20 protein-coding genes are annotated in these 15,835 nt (G+C 55.0%); 5 read left to right on the top strand and 15 right to left on the bottom strand.

The features are described 5' to 3' along the window. From CWE16_RS10505 to CWE16_RS10515, 3 genes are read right to left on the bottom strand one after another with little or no spacing between them, the layout of a single operon-like run. A complete protein-coding gene (locus tag CWE16_RS10505) occupies nucleotides 1-702 on the bottom strand; it encodes a 15,16-dihydrobiliverdin:ferredoxin oxidoreductase (protein ID WP_131456984.1) in 702 nt (233 codons plus the stop codon). A 24-nt stretch (nucleotides 703-726) separates the two neighbouring features. After that, complete coding sequence (locus CWE16_RS10510; protein ID WP_236629690.1) at nucleotides 727-1,326, bottom strand: phycobiliprotein lyase; 600 nt, start codon at nucleotides 1,324-1,326, stop codon at nucleotides 727-729. 31 nt (nucleotides 1,327-1,357) lie between these two features. Further along, the gene (locus tag CWE16_RS10515) at nucleotides 1,358-1,612 is read right to left on the bottom strand and encodes a hypothetical protein (RefSeq protein ID WP_131456986.1); all 255 of its coding nucleotides are present in this window, start codon (nucleotides 1,610-1,612) and stop codon (nucleotides 1,358-1,360) included. Nucleotides 1,613-1,973: 361 nt separating this feature from the next. On the opposite strand from CWE16_RS10515, the gene cpeB reads away from it, so the two are divergent. The 3 genes from cpeB to CWE16_RS10530 all read left to right on the top strand — a co-directional run bounded on the left by cpeB (nucleotide 1,974) and on the right by CWE16_RS10530 (nucleotide 3,838). Beyond that, complete coding sequence (gene cpeB / locus CWE16_RS10520) at nucleotides 1,974-2,534, top strand: class 1 C-phycoerythrin subunit beta (protein ID WP_131456988.1); 561 nt, start codon at nucleotides 1,974-1,976, stop codon at nucleotides 2,532-2,534. Nucleotides 2,535-2,594: 60 nt separating this feature from the next. Then, the gene (gene cpeA / locus CWE16_RS10525; protein ID WP_131456990.1) at nucleotides 2,595-3,089 is read left to right on the top strand and encodes a class 1 C-phycoerythrin subunit alpha; all 495 of its coding nucleotides are present in this window, start codon (nucleotides 2,595-2,597) and stop codon (nucleotides 3,087-3,089) included. Between the two features lie 128 nt (nucleotides 3,090-3,217). Then, nucleotides 3,218-3,838: a HEAT repeat domain-containing protein gene (locus CWE16_RS10530; protein ID WP_131456992.1), complete on the top strand. Its 621-nt coding sequence runs from the start codon at nucleotides 3,218-3,220 to the stop codon at nucleotides 3,836-3,838. A gap of 19 nt (nucleotides 3,839-3,857) precedes the next feature. Here CWE16_RS10530 and CWE16_RS10535 read toward each other — a convergent pair whose 3' ends face one another. Further along, a complete protein-coding gene (locus tag CWE16_RS10535; RefSeq protein WP_131456994.1) occupies nucleotides 3,858-4,751 on the bottom strand; it encodes a HEAT repeat domain-containing protein in 894 nt (297 codons plus the stop codon). A 78-nt stretch (nucleotides 4,752-4,829) separates the two neighbouring features. Here CWE16_RS10535 and CWE16_RS10540 point away from each other — a divergent pair, with 78 nt between their 5' ends. Together CWE16_RS10540 and CWE16_RS10545 are read left to right on the top strand one after the other, a co-directional pair. Beyond that, nucleotides 4,830-5,255 carry a DUF2656 family protein gene (locus CWE16_RS10540; protein ID WP_131456996.1) on the top strand — a complete coding sequence of 142 codons (426 nt, stop codon included), beginning with the start codon at nucleotides 4,830-4,832 and terminating at the stop codon, nucleotides 5,253-5,255. A gap of 419 nt (nucleotides 5,256-5,674) precedes the next feature. Further along, nucleotides 5,675-6,979, top strand: coding sequence for a HEAT repeat domain-containing protein (locus CWE16_RS10545; protein WP_131456998.1), 1,305 nt, complete (start codon nucleotides 5,675-5,677; stop codon nucleotides 6,977-6,979). Here CWE16_RS10545 and CWE16_RS12305 read toward each other — a convergent pair. The 11 genes from CWE16_RS12305 to CWE16_RS10595 all read right to left on the bottom strand — a co-directional run bounded on the left by CWE16_RS12305 (nucleotide 6,969) and on the right by CWE16_RS10595 (nucleotide 15,556). Beyond that, nucleotides 6,969-7,280 (bottom strand): CpeR family transcriptional regulator, encoded by a 312-nt coding sequence (locus CWE16_RS12305; RefSeq protein ID WP_131595245.1) that lies wholly within the window; start codon nucleotides 7,278-7,280, stop codon nucleotides 6,969-6,971. The two genes, CWE16_RS10545 and CWE16_RS12305, sit on opposite strands and share 11 nt — an antisense overlap. Before the next feature lie 27 nt (nucleotides 7,281-7,307). Continuing rightward, nucleotides 7,308-7,907 carry a chromophore lyase CpcT/CpeT gene (locus CWE16_RS10555; protein ID WP_131457002.1) on the bottom strand — a complete coding sequence of 200 codons (600 nt, stop codon included), beginning with the start codon at nucleotides 7,905-7,907 and terminating at the stop codon, nucleotides 7,308-7,310. A gap of 19 nt (nucleotides 7,908-7,926) precedes the next feature. After that, nucleotides 7,927-8,460 carry a phycobiliprotein lyase gene (locus CWE16_RS10560; protein ID WP_131595246.1) on the bottom strand — a complete coding sequence of 178 codons (534 nt, stop codon included), beginning with the start codon at nucleotides 8,458-8,460 and terminating at the stop codon, nucleotides 7,927-7,929. Between the two features lie 306 nt (nucleotides 8,461-8,766). Further along, complete coding sequence (locus CWE16_RS10565) at nucleotides 8,767-9,570, bottom strand: phycobilisome rod-core linker polypeptide (protein WP_330848556.1); 804 nt, start codon at nucleotides 9,568-9,570, stop codon at nucleotides 8,767-8,769. Then, the gene (locus tag CWE16_RS10570) at nucleotides 9,571-11,193 is read right to left on the bottom strand and encodes a phycobilisome rod-core linker polypeptide (RefSeq protein WP_131595247.1); all 1,623 of its coding nucleotides are present in this window, start codon (nucleotides 11,191-11,193) and stop codon (nucleotides 9,571-9,573) included. It abuts the gene before it with no gap. A gap of 143 nt (nucleotides 11,194-11,336) precedes the next feature. Continuing rightward, a complete protein-coding gene (locus CWE16_RS10575; protein WP_131457008.1) occupies nucleotides 11,337-12,218 on the bottom strand; it encodes a phycobilisome linker polypeptide in 882 nt (293 codons plus the stop codon). Between the two features lie 176 nt (nucleotides 12,219-12,394). Next, nucleotides 12,395-13,114, bottom strand: a complete 720-nt coding sequence (locus CWE16_RS12370; RefSeq protein ID WP_330848557.1) for a pentapeptide repeat-containing protein — start codon at nucleotides 13,112-13,114, stop codon at nucleotides 12,395-12,397. A gap of 120 nt (nucleotides 13,115-13,234) precedes the next feature. Continuing rightward, complete coding sequence (locus CWE16_RS10585; RefSeq protein WP_161567585.1) at nucleotides 13,235-13,828, bottom strand: phycobilisome polypeptide; 594 nt, start codon at nucleotides 13,826-13,828, stop codon at nucleotides 13,235-13,237. Next, nucleotides 13,819-14,247, bottom strand: a complete 429-nt coding sequence (locus CWE16_RS12035) for a hypothetical protein (RefSeq protein ID WP_161567586.1) — start codon at nucleotides 14,245-14,247, stop codon at nucleotides 13,819-13,821. The genes CWE16_RS10585 and CWE16_RS12035 overlap by 10 nt, the downstream gene beginning before the upstream one ends. 248 nt (nucleotides 14,248-14,495) lie before the next feature. Continuing rightward, nucleotides 14,496-14,984, bottom strand: a complete 489-nt coding sequence (gene cpcA, locus CWE16_RS10590; RefSeq protein ID WP_131457012.1) for a phycocyanin subunit alpha — start codon at nucleotides 14,982-14,984, stop codon at nucleotides 14,496-14,498. Nucleotides 14,985-15,037: 53 nt separating this feature from the next. After that, the gene (locus CWE16_RS10595; RefSeq protein WP_131456363.1) at nucleotides 15,038-15,556 is read right to left on the bottom strand and encodes a phycocyanin subunit beta; all 519 of its coding nucleotides are present in this window, start codon (nucleotides 15,554-15,556) and stop codon (nucleotides 15,038-15,040) included. Between the last annotated feature and the right edge of the window lie 279 nt (nucleotides 15,557-15,835).

Genomic DNA, 15,835 nt, shown 5'->3' on the forward strand with positions numbered 1-15,835 from the left:
CTAACGGCTTGCGGGGAACAGGAACTCGTGCAGAAAACGATCAGACCAGGCCTTGCCAAAGTGGCTGGTGAAGAGTCCGTGGGCTGGATCGCGCTCAGCGCTATACACGTCGTAATCCTCCTGCAGGCTTTGAACCTTCTCAGCGGTGATCTGTGAAGTGCGATGGTCGGCTGCAGCGCTGAGTTGCCAGTAGCAGTCAAGAAAGAGTGTAAAAGCACTGGGCAGAGATCCCTGGGCCTGCTCAGCTCCCCCACGGCAAAAAAGCAGCCATGGTGAAAAATACTGATGAGGATCAAAGGAGCGCATCGCCTCGGCACCGTGTAGATCTGGGTAATGAGTGATTAGCTCGCGTAGCCCTTGATAATAACGATCCAGGTAGTCTTGATCTTGGACCAGTGGCTGAAAATCGAGCACGGCAACTAGTTTTCCGCGGGCACCAAACCAGAGAAGATCGATGCCCAACAAAGGCTGATCATTGGAGAAATCGGGATAAGCCACAGAATTGAGCACCTGCAGGCTGTCACCGGCATCCAATCTGGTCACGCGCCAACGCCGAAATCCTGGCACCTGCCACAGCCAGCTTCGAATCACGCTCTGTTGCTTCTGAGATCGACATTCGGCCAGCCCATCGGGCGGTGGCAGGGGATGGCCCCCCGACGCTTCCAATCTGCTGGTCAGTTCCTGGAGAAAGGGATCAAACATCGTCGAGCGCAGCAGTTCAGCAGTTCAGTGGGTCAGGGACACGAGACGGGTGGCCAGGGCCTCGGCACTGGCTCGAACCGCTTGAAGATCCTCAACAGATGGGCAACGCAGCTCCGTGCAATAGGTGGTCATTGACACACCATCGAGGCACTGCACCGAACTCACCCGCATGCGCACCTGATCTGTCACAAACCAGCAGCGCTCCGTGCCCACATTGCTGTCGTAGCGGGTCGTCACCGTCATCACGCCATCAGGGGAAAAAGCGTATTCACTGAGCACCGGCTGTTTCTCCACGTAGCCCTTGTCCCGCACTAGGAATCCCCGGGATGGATCGCCTTCGATCGGGATGTCAATGACTACAGCGGCCTGGTCTTCGGTTCGGGCCAAGGGTTTGAGATTGCTCTCCCACCAGAAGCGAGCTCCTCCAGCGGCCAGGCCTGGGTCAATGTCGAGGGCCTGGCAGATCTGCTCCACGGCAGGATCAAAACAGCTGAAAGGCTCGATCACGAGGTTGGAATCGCCAGATTCGTCGTCCTGATGGTCGAGGTGATGGACAGCTCGACGAGTCAGCCAGACCCCACGACTGGCCTCCAGGAACTCACGCATGGATTGGGCAGGTGCCATGGTTGCAGAGGCAGCAGTGAATGGGAAAGGGCTAGGCCAGCTCAGCGATCTGGAGCTGGAGCTGGGCCAGAACCGACTCGATCCTCTGAAGCTCGGGATGTTGGGACAGGGTGAAGGCCACCTGCTGCTGCGGCATTTTCAGCTTCTGGCCCATGCCCGTGACGTCGCTCACAATCCGATCTCGGAACGCCATGAGCTGCTCAATGGCCTCCTGCAGCTCCTCGCGGCTCGGAGACGGCTCAGCAATGGCGTCGGCCGTGACCGGATCAAAACTGGCGCTGGACATGGTGGAAGCTCACTGGCGTGCCTCAGCTTATTGGCGAGCTGTCCATCAAACGCCAACCCCTGTGAGCACCGGAAGCCAATCCGGAACAAAAAATAAAGAAGCCGGTTTTCCCTGGCAATGGCGAGCGGCATCTCCGCCCACCGCCTTCCAGAACCACTGCGAGCACTAGGGCCAGAGAGTTTCGGCGACGGGAATGACGAAAGTTTGCGTGATGCATCGGATCGGGAAAGGGCTGGGGGGGATGGCCGTAATTTTTGCAAGTGCTCAGGTGAAAAGAGCGGGAATCGTCAAGCCCTGACCTTTCTCCACATCGGGTCCGCCCGACGCTCCGCCTAAGCATTCTCCTTTCGTTCCGACCCCCATGCTCGACGCCTTTTCACGCGCTGTCGTCAGCGCCGATGCCAAAACCGCGCCCATCGGTGACGGTGAGCTGGCCGCTCTCCGTAACTACGTGGCTGAAGGCAACAAGCGTTTGGACGCTGTAAACGCCATCACCAGCAATGCCTCCTGCATCGTGTCCGATGCCGTGACCGGCATGATCTGCGAAAACACCGGCCTGATCCAGGCTGGCGGCAATTGCTATCCGAACCGCCGTATGGCTGCCTGCCTGCGTGATGGCGAGATCGTGCTGCGTTACATCAGCTATGCCCTGCTGGCCGGCGATGCCTCCGTGCTGGATGACCGCTGCCTGAACGGCCTGAAGGAAACCTACATCGCCCTCGGCGTACCCCTGCAATCGGCTGCTCGCGCTGTGGCCATCATGAAGGCCTCTTCCACGGCTCACATCAACGAGACCAACACCACCGGCACCAATCCTGTTGAGACCCGTTTCCGCAAGATGGAAACCGTGAAGGGTGATTGCTCCGCCTTGGTTGCTGAAGCAGCCTCCTACTTTGATCGCGTGATCGGCGCGCTCGGCTGAGCCCACAAGATATCAGCTTTGATCTTTTAACAATCCAAACTTCTCCTGCTGAGATCCACAATGAAATCTGTTGCAACCACTGTTGTGACCGCCGCTGATGCCGCTGGTCGCTTCCCCTCCCAGAACGACCTCGAGGCCGTTCAAGGCAACATCCAGCGTGCCGCTGCGCGCCTGGAAGCCGCTGAAAAGCTTGCCGAAGGTCTGGACAAGGTGACCAAGGAGGCAGGCGACGCATGCTTCAGCAAGTACCCCTACCTCAAGCAGCCCGGTGAGGCTGGCGAGAATCAGACCAAGGTGGACAAGTGCTACCGCGACATCGCGCATTACCTGCGTCTGATCAACTACTGCCTCGTGGTTGGCGGTACCGGCCCCCTGGATGAGTGGGGCATCGCAGGCGCTCGCGAGGTCTATCGCACCCTGCGTCTGCCAACGGCTGCCTACGTGGAAGCGCTGACCTTCACGCGCGACCGGGCATGCTCCCCTCGTGACATGAGCCCCCAGGCTCTGAACGAGTTCAAGTCCTACCTGGACTACGCCATCAATGCGCTCTCCTGAGCCTCATTTTTGATGATGACATCTGGGGGCCCCAAGGCCCCCTTTTTCATGTCTTGTTTCAGGCTTTCCATCGGCGGATCGTGGCGGTCTAGGTTCCCCTTCCCAGCCTCAAAACAGCGACTACTTCAATGCCACACCCCCCCGATCTCGATCAACTGTTTGCAGATCTTGCCCATCCCAACCCCTACATTCAAACGCGCGCCTTCACGGCTATGGTCGAACACTGGCCAGACGAAGCAATCCCGCGTTTGATCGCGCTCCTGGATCAGCCGGATATCTCTCTGCGTCGAGCTTCTGTTCGGGGGCTTGGGGCCTTCGGTGCGCGCTCGATGCAGCCGATTGCTGAGTGCTTCAGCACCAGTAGCGATGACACGGTGAGGGCAAGTTGCATTAAAGCCTACGCCCAGTTGGCTTCCAACTACGCAGGTCAAGCGTTTACTGAGCAGGCCATGGCGGTTTTGCGTGCAGCCCTTGATGATCGCTCACCTGTGGTTGCGGTCGCAGCCGTCATGGCGTTAGGTCAGGTGGGTCGCCAAGCGGTGCCTCTCTTGCTGCAGGTGAGTCGCGGTAACAATCCAGCTCAAGGAGTTGCAGCGGTCAATGCGTTGGCACAGATCGATCATCCTGCTATTGAGCCAGCCTTACAGCAGCTGCTTGATGACCCGGCAACTGATGATTACGTGCGGGAGACTGTGAGCTCGGCCCTGATCAGGATCGAGGATCTAAAGGCCCGTCAATACGGTAGCTGACTTGGCTTGAGGATCAAGATCAGATCCTTTCGAGCTGGCTGATGGAAACTCGTAACACGGCCGTCACATCTGATTCGTGCTCGCACTGGAGGTGCTCGCGCAGGGCTGGTAACGCGTCGCTTGCTTTTAGCTTCATCAGTGAAAGAGCTGCGTTCTTGCGCACCTGGCCCGCTTCGTCATTGAGGAGCGGGATGAGGTGTGGTGTTGCCCAACAAGAATCATGCAGCTTGCCGAGCAAGGTGGTTGCCTCGGCCCGCACATCGACATGCTGATCGCTGAGCGCACGAATCAGGAGATCTCTTGCGGATTCATCCCCCTGAGCCTGGATTTGATCGCCCAATGCAGCAATTGCGGCAGCTCTGATCTCCGCATGCTCGGAGCCTGCGGCCTCGCGCAAGGCTTCAGGGGCCCGCGCGCCAACAAAAGCAAGCCCCCAACTGGCCAAGCCCAGTTGCATTGAACTGCTTTTGGGGTTGATCAGGACGCCCAGGAGTGCATCAACGGCTTCCGCGCCCAGTGCAGCCATAGCTCCCACGGCAGACCCCTGAACCACTGGGTCAGGGTCATGCAGGAGGGCGTTCAGCAGGACTGGCAAAGCCTGTGGATCTTCGATCAGCGTGAGGGTCTTGGCGGCGGCACGCCGCACCGTGACGTTGTCGTGGCCTTCAAGGGCCTTGCAAAGGGCTGGCACGGCTGCTTCGCCAACGACACCGAGGCTTTCAGCGAAGGTGAGTCGCATCAGACCACGCCGGTCGCCCAGGCCCGCCACCATTCTTTCGATGCTGCTGCTGTTGGCATCAGGCACCTGTCCGCACCGGAGCTGGTGCTTGAGCTCCTCCGCCAGTTGGCTGGCTTCCTCTTCGCTCAGTTGGAGGGGTTGCCCGCTGATCGGCGAGCATTGGCTGTCATTCACGGTTGCTGGCTAGCGGGTGGAAGCATTATCAAGTTCCATTGGCGGCCGCCTAGCGTCGTTGTAACACACGGCATCGGCATGACCTGCTTCGTTCTGTCCCATAACCTCCAGGTACAAGAGCCGGGCGTACCACCCTTCAACGCGGTGGTCCTTGCAGCAGGGTTGAAGGCGCACGCTTCTGCGATTGTTTCGGCAGAGCCGTTGGATCATCCCCATTGGCTCATTCGCATCGAATCGGATCTGGCACCTGCGGATCTGGCCCTTGACTTGATCCAGGCATGGCGGGGGTTTCGGCGGGCCTGCGGCCATACCGATGGGCATCAATTGCTGGCCCTTGGCGGGCGCAAGGACAGTCCCAGCTCAGCGGGTTCTCCCCTGACGCTGGGGGCCTGGGGTGTGGATGTGGTGGAAACGATGGACGGCCCAACGTTTTTGCGCGCTATCGGCTGGGAGGCCCTGAAGCAGGGGCGTCCTGCCGATGCCGTGTTCGCGATGCAAGGCTGATTAGGAGACGCGCGACCGACGCTGCCTCGTTCCAGCAACCCGAGGCTGTTTCTCCGTTGACACCGCTTCAGGGGGGGTCTGGGCTGGAGGAGCTTGAGTGCTTGTGCCCCCCTGCACGGACACATCCTGCACCCCTGCTCCTTGGTGATTGATGAGATCCAGTGTGCGGCTGAGTAGTTCGTAAGGAACGCACAACTGTTGTGGTGAATTCAGCCTTGCACTCTTGCCAAGGCTCAATTTGATCACATAGGAGTTGGTTAGAAAAGGCCCCATGCTGGCAGGAACAACGATGTCCCATGGTGCACCAACATCAAGCAGACCGCCAATATATGGAACGTTCTTAACGAACGGCCTGCTTGGGTAACCTGACCTGCAATGGTAATAGGTGTGAATCTAGGGCCCGCCCTGCAGCGCCATCCGTGAGCCGTTTCGACAACATCCATCTTGGCCTCACCCAGCAGGAGGCTCTGCGGATTTTAGAACAGCCTCTTGAGGCACTTGAATCGGCCAGCGATTACTACATGGCGGCCTCCCACCTGATTAATTTTCCTGGAGACTCCACCGAGAAAGCCCTCCTGCAACTCCTTGCCGTTGATTCCGAAGAGCAGCCCATCCGTTTAGCCCAGCGTAAGGCGGTGGAGGTGCTTGGTCGTCTGAATGCACAACAAGCAATATCGGCTATCGGTTGTTGCCTCAAGAGTGAAGATCCCTACCTCGTTGAAAATAGTGCCTGGGCTCTTGAGCAATTGGGTTGTATGGATTCAATGTTGCATCAGGTGATGATCGATTGCCTGGCTGATCCTGCCCAGAATCGTCGGGTTTTGATCCAGAGCCTGGCTGGATTGAAGGTTCGCTCTGCCTTGGCAGCAATTGAAAGCCTCCAGAACGATTCCAATCCTGGTGTGCGCGGGGCAGCTCTGTGTGCCATTGCCCAGCTGTCAGGTCAGCGTGATCAGCTACTGGCCCTTGAAGACCATCTCACTCTGCCAAATCAGATGGATCGCCAGTCTGCTATCCAGGATGTGATCAATGCTGGTGCTATTAATCTTCTCCCGAGTGTCCTCCAGGCACCGGTTTCCCCCGTATTTCGGATGCGTGCTCTTAAGGCTCTCTGGCCGGAGAGTGCCACGTCCTGTGAGGGCATGGTATTGACAGATGCGCTTGATGCCTTGTTGCGTGATGATCCAAGTGCTTTGGTGTTGGTACATCGCTATGACGATGAGCCTGACAATGCATTCCTGATCCAGGAGTTTTTTGGAACTGACTTCAGCCGTTGCTATCTGGCACTTCAGACACTGCGTCAACGGCCAGCTGAGGCTCTCTGGCCGCTGTTGCGGCGAGGCTGGCTCGAGAATGCGCATAACGATTATGGTGCGCATTACTTTTTTATTCGACTTTTTGGTTCCCATAAACGATGGCCGATGGAAGCCATGGCGATGATTACAGAGTGGCTCGTCGAGGCGGTTGATAACCAAAGGCCGCAATTCGTCAAATCAAAAGCTGCAGCCCTATTGGCTCTGGCCTCATTAGATCCCCTGCTGTGTAAGCGGCATCTCAGCCGATGGGAAGATGTCGATCGCACGCCCTGGTGGGAATGCCGCTACGCGGCAGCAATGGCTCAAGAATTGATCGATTCTGGCGAAGATAGTAAAGTAATCAATGGCAAAGAAACACATCCCTACGTGGAGGCTCGCCTTCAATTGTTGCGGGCCATCAGTGGTTGATTTCCGAGAAACGTGTGCTCCTACCTCCACGGCTGGCCCAGTACTGGACAAGTTCTTCTCCGCCAGGCCTTGGTATAGATGCCACAGCTCTCAACACTTTGAATGATCGGTTAGGTCCCATTGGCCAGTTTCCCACGGCGCGCACTTCCCTCACATGTCCACCACAATCCAGCATGCACTGCTCGAATCGTTCCACGTGTGATTGATCAACGGTTTCAAAGATGAAGTCCGTGCCTAGGCAGATCAGATGCTGAGAGCGGATCCACGCTTTGAGCAACTTATGTGCATCATTTGAGTGCATTAGAGCGCATCTTCACGGATCATCTTGTTATGATTGCACCCAGCTTTCGTCTAACTGGTCCGAGAAGGATGAAATCTTTGCAAAGCGGAGCATCCCATGCTCTGAACCCCAGATCGGGGCGTCAGTGAGTGGGTCAAACCCACGATCTCGGCTGCTCCAACGGTCCTGATTGAGCTCCACTTCGCTGACGAGATAGGTGAGTTTCCCATCGCGGGGAATCAAACACTTTTGACCCGGCTCAAGTTCACCAAGGTAGGAGCCAGGCTCAACACATCGAAAATGCATGGCGCAGCCGCATCTCTCGATGAGGGCATTGGCATCAATCGTTTGGAGAAGTTCAGGATGCAGCCCAGCTCCGGCGGTCCGTTCCGGCTGCTCAAGCCCAAAATTCTCAACAATGTGTATATCATCACATCGGCTTAGGCGATGAACTCCTTGTCGGTATGGGCGCCACGGATCATGGTCGAAGCTCTGTTCAGAATAAATGCCCGGTGCACGGAGCACCTCCCAGGGGAGGGGCATGAAGAAGATATTAATGCGCGCGAATTTTGAAGGATCTTGCTGGGCCTGATCAAGGTTGCTATAATGGCCGCAAAGAGTTTGGGCGAATAGTAGAGAGGAGTCCACGACTAGAACGGCTCTTATCTTAGAAGCTAAGCCGCCGGACTTCTGAAGAAAATGAAGTCTGTAGAACACCAGAGCCTTCCGAGGTCCTCAGCACCGAGGAACGACAACGCACATGTTCTGATATGAACCAGATTCTCTCCTCTGCAATGGATTGCCCATAGCATGTTGTGAGTGTAAACGTACCATCGGAAAGAAAGCAATATTTTCCAATAGCTTGCTCAGCTTCAGCATAGCCAACACTGCGAAGCAAAAGTCCTTCTTCTGCATTTGTAGGGAATGGCACCAACACACATGATCCCTGACTGACGAGCGATGGATCATCAGGCTCCCAGTCACTCTCCGCACTCCACTCCATATAAAAGGGTGAGCAAGGCTTAACTTTTGGCTCGTCAGCGGTTGCTATCAGATCGGTTACCCGTGGATCATCAAGTGAAAGCCGCTTGATCGTAATATGGCTCAGCACTTCCTCAAATTGTCGAAAGGCAAGCGAGTGGCCACTCCTCATGGAGCGCCAATTCCCTTCGCTATGAAAGACAAACTTTTCGAGATTCATACTCAGCCTTGAACTAGAGCCATCTGATTCAACGTGAGACTTTCTGCGGAGCTTGAGAGTTGTGGACCATGTGAACCATGGTTTCCACCATTAAGGCCATTGCCATGGAGACACCGTTCCGTGAATGGCCTGGGGACTTTTCAGCGTGGCTCTTGTCCTGATGGTATTGGCGGGGCGATAGAGGCACTTAATTTGTCCTGATCAGAATTCAGCGGCCATTTAGATTTAGGGGAATGATTCCCAGCTAACCGACCTTACACAAGGCTACTGGAGAGGGGGCCTGGATTGACTCCAGGCCCGTGGTCGTTAAGTGTTTGCAACAGAAAGGATGCGTCCGCCTCGTTTCTGGATGCCTTGAATCGCTGTCGTCAGGGAACTGTAGGGAGCGATCGATGTCTGCACGGAACGGCGACGCATGCCCACTGGGTTCGCAGTGGTCCAGGTGATGGCGTAACGCTTGCTGTCTCGATTTCCAGGTCCTGGGACCTTGCTGCCATCAAAGAATGCAGTGCCGGTGCCAATGCTGCTCAGAAGCACGGACTGATGGCTTCCGTCAAATCCGGCGAAGCCGTTGCCAAGGGCCTTCGAACGGACGTAAGTGGCGTTGCTTTCACCGATTTGGCTTTGGCTGCCGCGCATGTGGGGTACATCATCGAGCCCAAAGGCGTCGATGTATTCCACGCTGAAGGTGTAGCTGTTGATTTCAGCTTCATAACCTTCGTTTGCAAGTCGCTGCACATGCTCGCTAACCTCAGCTTGATTGCGGGGTGCGCGACCTAGGAGGTGCTTGAAGTTGAGCTCCACGAAGCGATAGGGTCCATTCTTGTCCAGGAAAAGACGGCGGTAGCTGTCTGATAGGGCAAGGGCGGTCACCAGCCCCTGGACGTTGAGATCGCCGTTGATGTAAAGGCTTTCTGCAGTGGCGTTACGATCTTCCTCCATCAGATGGGCATTGCCGAATACCTGGCGGTAGGCCGCACGGATAATGGCTTGTGCCGACTCTTGACGGAGACTGGCATCAGCTATAGCGATTGTAGCTTCAGGCATGGGAGGAGACAGATTGAATGTTTTTGAGTTGGCGAGAACGTAGTCTTGATCGCCTTGTAGCAATCAGAGCACTTCAGTGATCGAGAGGATCCGACCACCTCGGCGATGGACATAACCGAGCTGGCTGGTCATGTCTTTCCCTGAGACGAGATAGGTCGCATTCGGCGTGCGCTGCCGGCCTCCCGCAGGCTGGGCCTGAACGACAATCCGATAGCGCTTGCCTGTTGGCTCGGTGGTGCCAGCGTTGGCACCGATGCGGTTGATCCTTTGCGACGTGTTTGACCAATTGCTGGGCACCGTATTGGTGGCCACCGACATCACCAGATTCGATGCAGATTGGACTGTGTCGCTCGATGCATAGCCCCCTACCAGCGAAAGATGACGGTTGAATGCTAGTTGGGAGCGACCTTGTTCTGAGCTGATACGAGCAAACGGGATGGTGTTCTCGCCAAACAGATTCTGGTATTCATCGCCATCAATATAGCTGTTGATTTCGGCTTCGTAGCCTTCGTTGGCGAGTCGTTGGATGTGCTCGCTTACCTCTGCTTGAGTGAGTGGAGCTCGACCCAGAAGATGTTTGAAGTTGAGCTCCACAAAGCGATAGGGCGGGTTGCTCTCAAAGAAGCGGCGCCGGTAATCAGGAGAAAGAGCAACTGCACGTACAAACTCACGCGTGTTGAGCCGACCCTCCGCGAACTGGCTCTCTGCTGTGAGGCTCCGCTCGCTTTCCATCAGATGGGGGTTGCCCATCACCTGGCGATAGGCTGCACGTATCAGCCCGGCAATTTGATCAGCGGACTCACCACCGCTGCGCTCAAACACCTCCTGATCTCGTTGGCCAAGACCGAAGCCAACGTAAAGATCGCCGCGCATCGGTGCGGAGTCACCCCCATCGGCATTGATACGCCTGACGGGCTCAAACATCCCACGGGTACCTCCCGCCAATGATCGATTCACGCTGCCTGCGTTTCCAGATCTGTAGACTTGAGCCGGGACCTTGATCGAGAGGCTGTAGCCTCTTGCAAGGTTACCCAATAGCTGACTCTTATTCCCCACAGCGGTATCACTTCCTGCGAAGTTCTGCTCAAGAGCCGCCATCCGGTTGAAGGCAGACTGTGGCTGACCCAGTGGAGAATTCCAGCTGGTGGGATAAGGAACAGTGTCTTCACCAAATGTCTGCAAATACTCATCGGAATCAAGGTAGCTGTTAATCTCACCTTCAAAACCAGAGGTGGCAACCGTTGCTACATGGGCACTGATCTCGGCTTCGTCCTGCGGCGGGCGACCAAGTAGATGCTTGAAGTTGAGTTCAACAGCACGATGCGGAGACACCGCATCAAAATAGCGAGAGCGATAAAAACTTGATAGCGCAAGGCGGCGCACGAATTCACGAACGCTGATATCTCCATTACGGAGTTGTGATTCGGCACTCAGCAGACGCTCACTCTCCATCGGCTGAACATTGCCGAATACTTGACGATAGGCAGCAATCACCGCTAGCTGATAGGAGGCGTTATCGCTGGCTGTGAACGCCCCAAGTCCGTTCAGGTCTTGCTGGTTTCTGTATCGATCATTGCTCGTTGCTGCATCTGTAGCCTGATGGTTCAGCCTTCGCGAAAAGCTGGCCGGTGAGTCTAGTAATTGAATGGCACCAAATCCAAGTGCCGGAGATTGATTCATTGACATGGCTAGCGAGGAATGAGGGACTTGGTGTGGTCGTCCTGGCATTTAACAGTCTTTTAGAGCTGTCATAGTGCTGACGTGGATGCACAGAAATCTATGGACATTCATGAAAAAGAGAGCCGATCTCTGCCCGCACTCCGAACTTGTCAAATGGGGGTAATACTAGCTATTTTCCCTCCCTCGCGATGAATGCGCTGATACTGCTCTGATAGCTTGTTGTAGGGAACAAAATAGACTCGATTGGACTTCGTGTATCGGGAGACACGCCGCACATTATTTGCACGATATGCTGTGACTTCAACCCGATAGACCTTTCCTTCTTGCCCTGCGCCAACGCCACTGCGAGTAGCGGCATCGCCGAGGTTTGGTGATGGACGAAAACTCCATCCCTGTGAATCGATCGATGACGTTGCCACCACCGGGAGTGGGCGGTTTTGGTAGGCTGCACCGCCCAGCCGACTCTGGATCCCAGCGAGGTTTCCCTTCAGGCTGCTGCTGCTGTTTCCCCGCAGTAGCTGGAACGACCATGTGAACTCCTGGAGAGTGGCGCAGGATTCAGTCCTCCAGCCCCGCTGGTACGGGACTGTCCATTCACCAAAGGTGTTCTGGTATTCATCAGAGTCGAGAAAACTGTCGATGTCTGATTCATAGCCGCTTGCATCAAGTCGCTCCGCGTGGCGGCGCATTTCCTCAAAGCTAGCGGGCGCACGCCCAAGCAAATGGCGAAACGCCAGTTCTATATAGCGGTATCGAGCGCACGCATCAAAAAAACGTGTGCGATAGAGTTCACTTTTTGCAATGGTGCGCACGAATTCACGCACGCTGATCTCGCCTAATTTGAATTGTGATTCGGCAACCAGCTGACGCTCGCTGTCCATGACATAAGCATTTCCGAGGACCTGCTTGTATACAGCACGGATCAGAGCTTCCTTGGTGGCGTCATCATCACCAGGCGCCAACTCCAGGGGTGCCTCGCAGTCTTGAGCGAAGCGTTCAACACCGAGAATCGAGGCGGGGCCGAATGGCATGGGTGCGTGGGCGAAGCGATATCATTATCCAAGACTCATCGGACAAGCTTGCTGGTTGCTTTATAAAACTCAACTCCTTCTGACTGACTGCACCCTCCAGTGATGTGGGTGCCCTTTTGTCCTTTGGACGCCCTAGTTGGCAGTTCAGCGCTTCGCTGTTTTCGTGTCGCTTTCCCTCAGCACCGAAGCGACTCCAGAGAGGCCCGAGTTGTCGTACGAGTGAATGGGTTCCAGCAATCAAGCTCGGTGTGTGGCCGTGATAGAAGGTTTGTCAGTTGCTCAGAATTGATCCCGGAGGCCCAACTAAAATCAGCCCCCTGAATGCTCTCTGCAGTCTCTATGGATGTGTTACTGAAATCAGCCGCGCGTAAATCGGCCTGATTCAGCTGGCTACCCGTAAAGCGTGCTCCTTTACAGCTGCACCCCTGTAGCTTTGCAAAGCGAAGATCAGCCCCCACCAAGCATGCACCAACTAGCACAGAGCCACTAAGATCGCAGCCACTGAGATAGGCCCCCATGAAACTACTTTCAGTTAAGTCCATACTCCTTAAGTCGGCACCATTAAAAAATGCCCCATTCAGATAAGCCTTGGGTCCGACTGCTCCAGATCTGAATTGATTAAATCCTTCGGGAAACTTGCTATTCATATCATAACGAGCTAACTTGAGATCGCAGCCATCAAGCTGGCAGCCAGAAAGATCAGCGCCCCTTAGATCGGCTCGGCATAGTTTAGATTCTCTTAGGTCTAGAGGGGTTAGTACTCGATGTGACCAACGGGCTCCGCGGGCATCAAGCGGCACTTGATTGACCATTTCAGGTTCGCAGGTCTCTGGGGGATGCCACTGCTGTGGATTCTCTGGTAACAAAGTGATTTTGAGTTGGGCTTCAGGATGCATAGGAAGAGTTCTTTCTGGTTGACTTAAGAATTTCTTATACCTCTTGCATTCTAGAGGACAAATCGGGTTGGCCGAATGTCCTGCTACAACCTTAATTGCCTGATGGTAGTTCTCGAGTAGTCATTCACTCTTTGGGTTTAGCGCGCATATCAAGTCATCAAACGCACCTTGAGCGCAGGTACTTTCACGCTCATAGCCTGATCTTCTAAGTCTATTGACTGAGAGATTCTTTAATTCTGTCAAGACGCACAAAAGCGCTTTTACGGGAACTCCCAATACCATATAGAGTTCCAATAATGATTTTATACCTGCCTTGTCGGTAATTACCGTGCAATTAGACGCCACCCCATAAGTCACTACTCTGATAAATTGCTCGCAGTCTCTCCAGCAGGCCGCTGCTCTGTGCTCTGGAAAAAGCTCTCCCCCTTGCGCTATCAATCCTGGTTGCTTGTGTAGTAGCGACGCGCTCGCTTTAGCAATCATCTTAGGCGACTTTTCGATTAATTCGATAACAGCTTTCTCTGAACTTTTGCAAATCGCACAGATATATTCTATCTCGTTTAGGCTCAGTGGACGCCTTGCTGAATCAGCAGTCCTGATAATCGTTCGAACTTCAACAGGTATCGTCTCTCTTGAGCCAAGTCCGCATACATTAGCCTGCCTGACAAGAAGATTAATCTTCGCTCTATATTCGGTTTCTGTTGTTATGAACATGAGCCGAGTGGAGTTGCGGACAATGTCTTGTTGCGGTCCAAGTAGAATGCCCATACAGTCGATTCGCCTAATCCATAGCAGCGATCGCAAGCTAGGCTGGCTAGCTGGGCTACTACACCGATTGCTTCCAAAAGCGCCTTGGCTTCTTTCTTCCCAGACACAAAAGTTGTCCGAATAGAAGAACCTACGACCCAGGTGAGGCGCGTCTGCTTTAACTCGCCATCGCCATCTTCGCATGCAACGAGAAGATTGGCTTCACTGGGATCAGTCAAGAAATGAGATCTCCAAAGTGATATGTCGTCACTCCTGAGGTCAATGCGAAGACGCATAGCTCCTGAGTTGTATATAATCTCCGCTCCTTCTCCTGCTTGCTTTATTAAGTGTATGATCTGCTCGGGCTGCTGGAAGGTCATGTTCATGAAAAGATGAGGTAAAGACAAATGCGGAGGCTTCTTTGCTTATCAGAATGATATCGAATGGTCCAATAGAATAATCTATGCCCTCAAATAGTAGTGCGCAAATGCTATAGCAGATGGCATGCATTCTTGCCTGAGCTGCACTTGCTGGCTGCATTATTGTTTTATAAACTGCAGCTTCAAGCCCTAGCCTTCAAAAGAAAGGGCCCCCACATTGGGAGCCCGAGAATGTAAAAATCCGTTATATGCAATCAAACTAGGGCGTTGATTGCATAGTCCAGGTAGTTATTCGCTTCAGTGGCTGGCTCACCAGAAAGTCCATGATTGGCTTTAATATAATTGAGGGCTTCTACGTACCACGAAGGAGACAGCTCAAAGGCACGGTTGATTTCATCAATGCCAGCAATCAGATACTCATCCATCGGCCCGGTGCCACCAGCCACGAGGCAGTAGGTGACCATGCGGAGGTAGTAGCCGATGTCACGGGCGCACTTTTCCTTGCCGCGAGCGTCAGCTGCGTAGTTGTTGCCCTGCATCTGGGTGGTGTAGGGGAACTTGTTGTACACAGCCTGAGCAGCGCCGTTCACGAGGGAATCAGCGTTGGCGGTGAGCGCCTTGGCAGCAGCCAGAGCGTTGGCGGCGCGCTCGAAACGACCGAAAGCAGCGTTGATTTCGGTGTTGGAGAGGAAGCGGCCCTGGGAATCAGCGGCGGCGACGGCTTCGGTGAGGGGGGTCTTCATTGTTGGAAAAGAAGAAGGTGTTCTGGTCGGAAATCTTGAGAGCTGGAGCCGGATCAGGCGACAGCAGCGGCAGCGCGGTCGAAGTAGGTGCCGATTTCGGACATCAGAGCGGAGCAGTCACCAGCGGTGATGCCGTTCTTGTCGTTGGCGATGGAGATGGCAGCGTCCTTCATCTTGCGGACACCTTCAGCCACGGAAGCGCCGGGGACGCCCAGGGCCAGGTAGGTCTCACGCAGGCCGTTGAGGCAACGATCTTCCAGGACGGAAGCGTCGCCGGTGAAGGCTGCGTAGGTGACGTAGCGGAGGATGATCTCCATGTCGCGCAGGCAAGCAGCCATGCGGCGGTGGGTGTAGGCGTTGCCGCCGGGGGCGATCAGAGCGGGCTGCTGAGCGAACAGTTCGCGGGCAGCGTTGGTGACGATGGCGGAAGCGTTGGAGGTGATGCGGTTCACAGCATCCATGCGCTTGTTGCTGTCAGCAACCATGGCAGCCAGAGCATCGATCTGGCCGGCGTTGATGAATTCGCCGCGGGCGTCAGCCTGGGCAACAACCTTGGTGAAGGCGTCGAACATTGAGAAAAGCTCCTGTTCTCGACGAAGGGTCGGGAGTGGTTTGGGGGTGAGGACCGGGAGCTGAGCTCCAGATTCTCGGGGCAGGGAACGGGCTGCCGTTGGCTGCCGTTCTCCCTCGCCAGGCCATTCTTCAAGAAGATGAGAAGCTCCCGCGAGCCTTTTAACAAAAGGTCATTCCGAGCTCGAAAAGGCCTGTGCCGGTTCTGATTTCACTGTGACAACTGGCTGTCTCGTCTGCCATTCAACCCCTTGGTGGGCTGGCCGCCCCGACCATGAAAA

The sequence above is a fragment of the Synechococcus sp. BS55D genome (genome assembly GCF_004332415.1).
In the GTDB taxonomy this organism is placed as follows: domain Bacteria; phylum Cyanobacteriota; class Cyanobacteriia; order PCC-6307; family Cyanobiaceae; genus Synechococcus_C.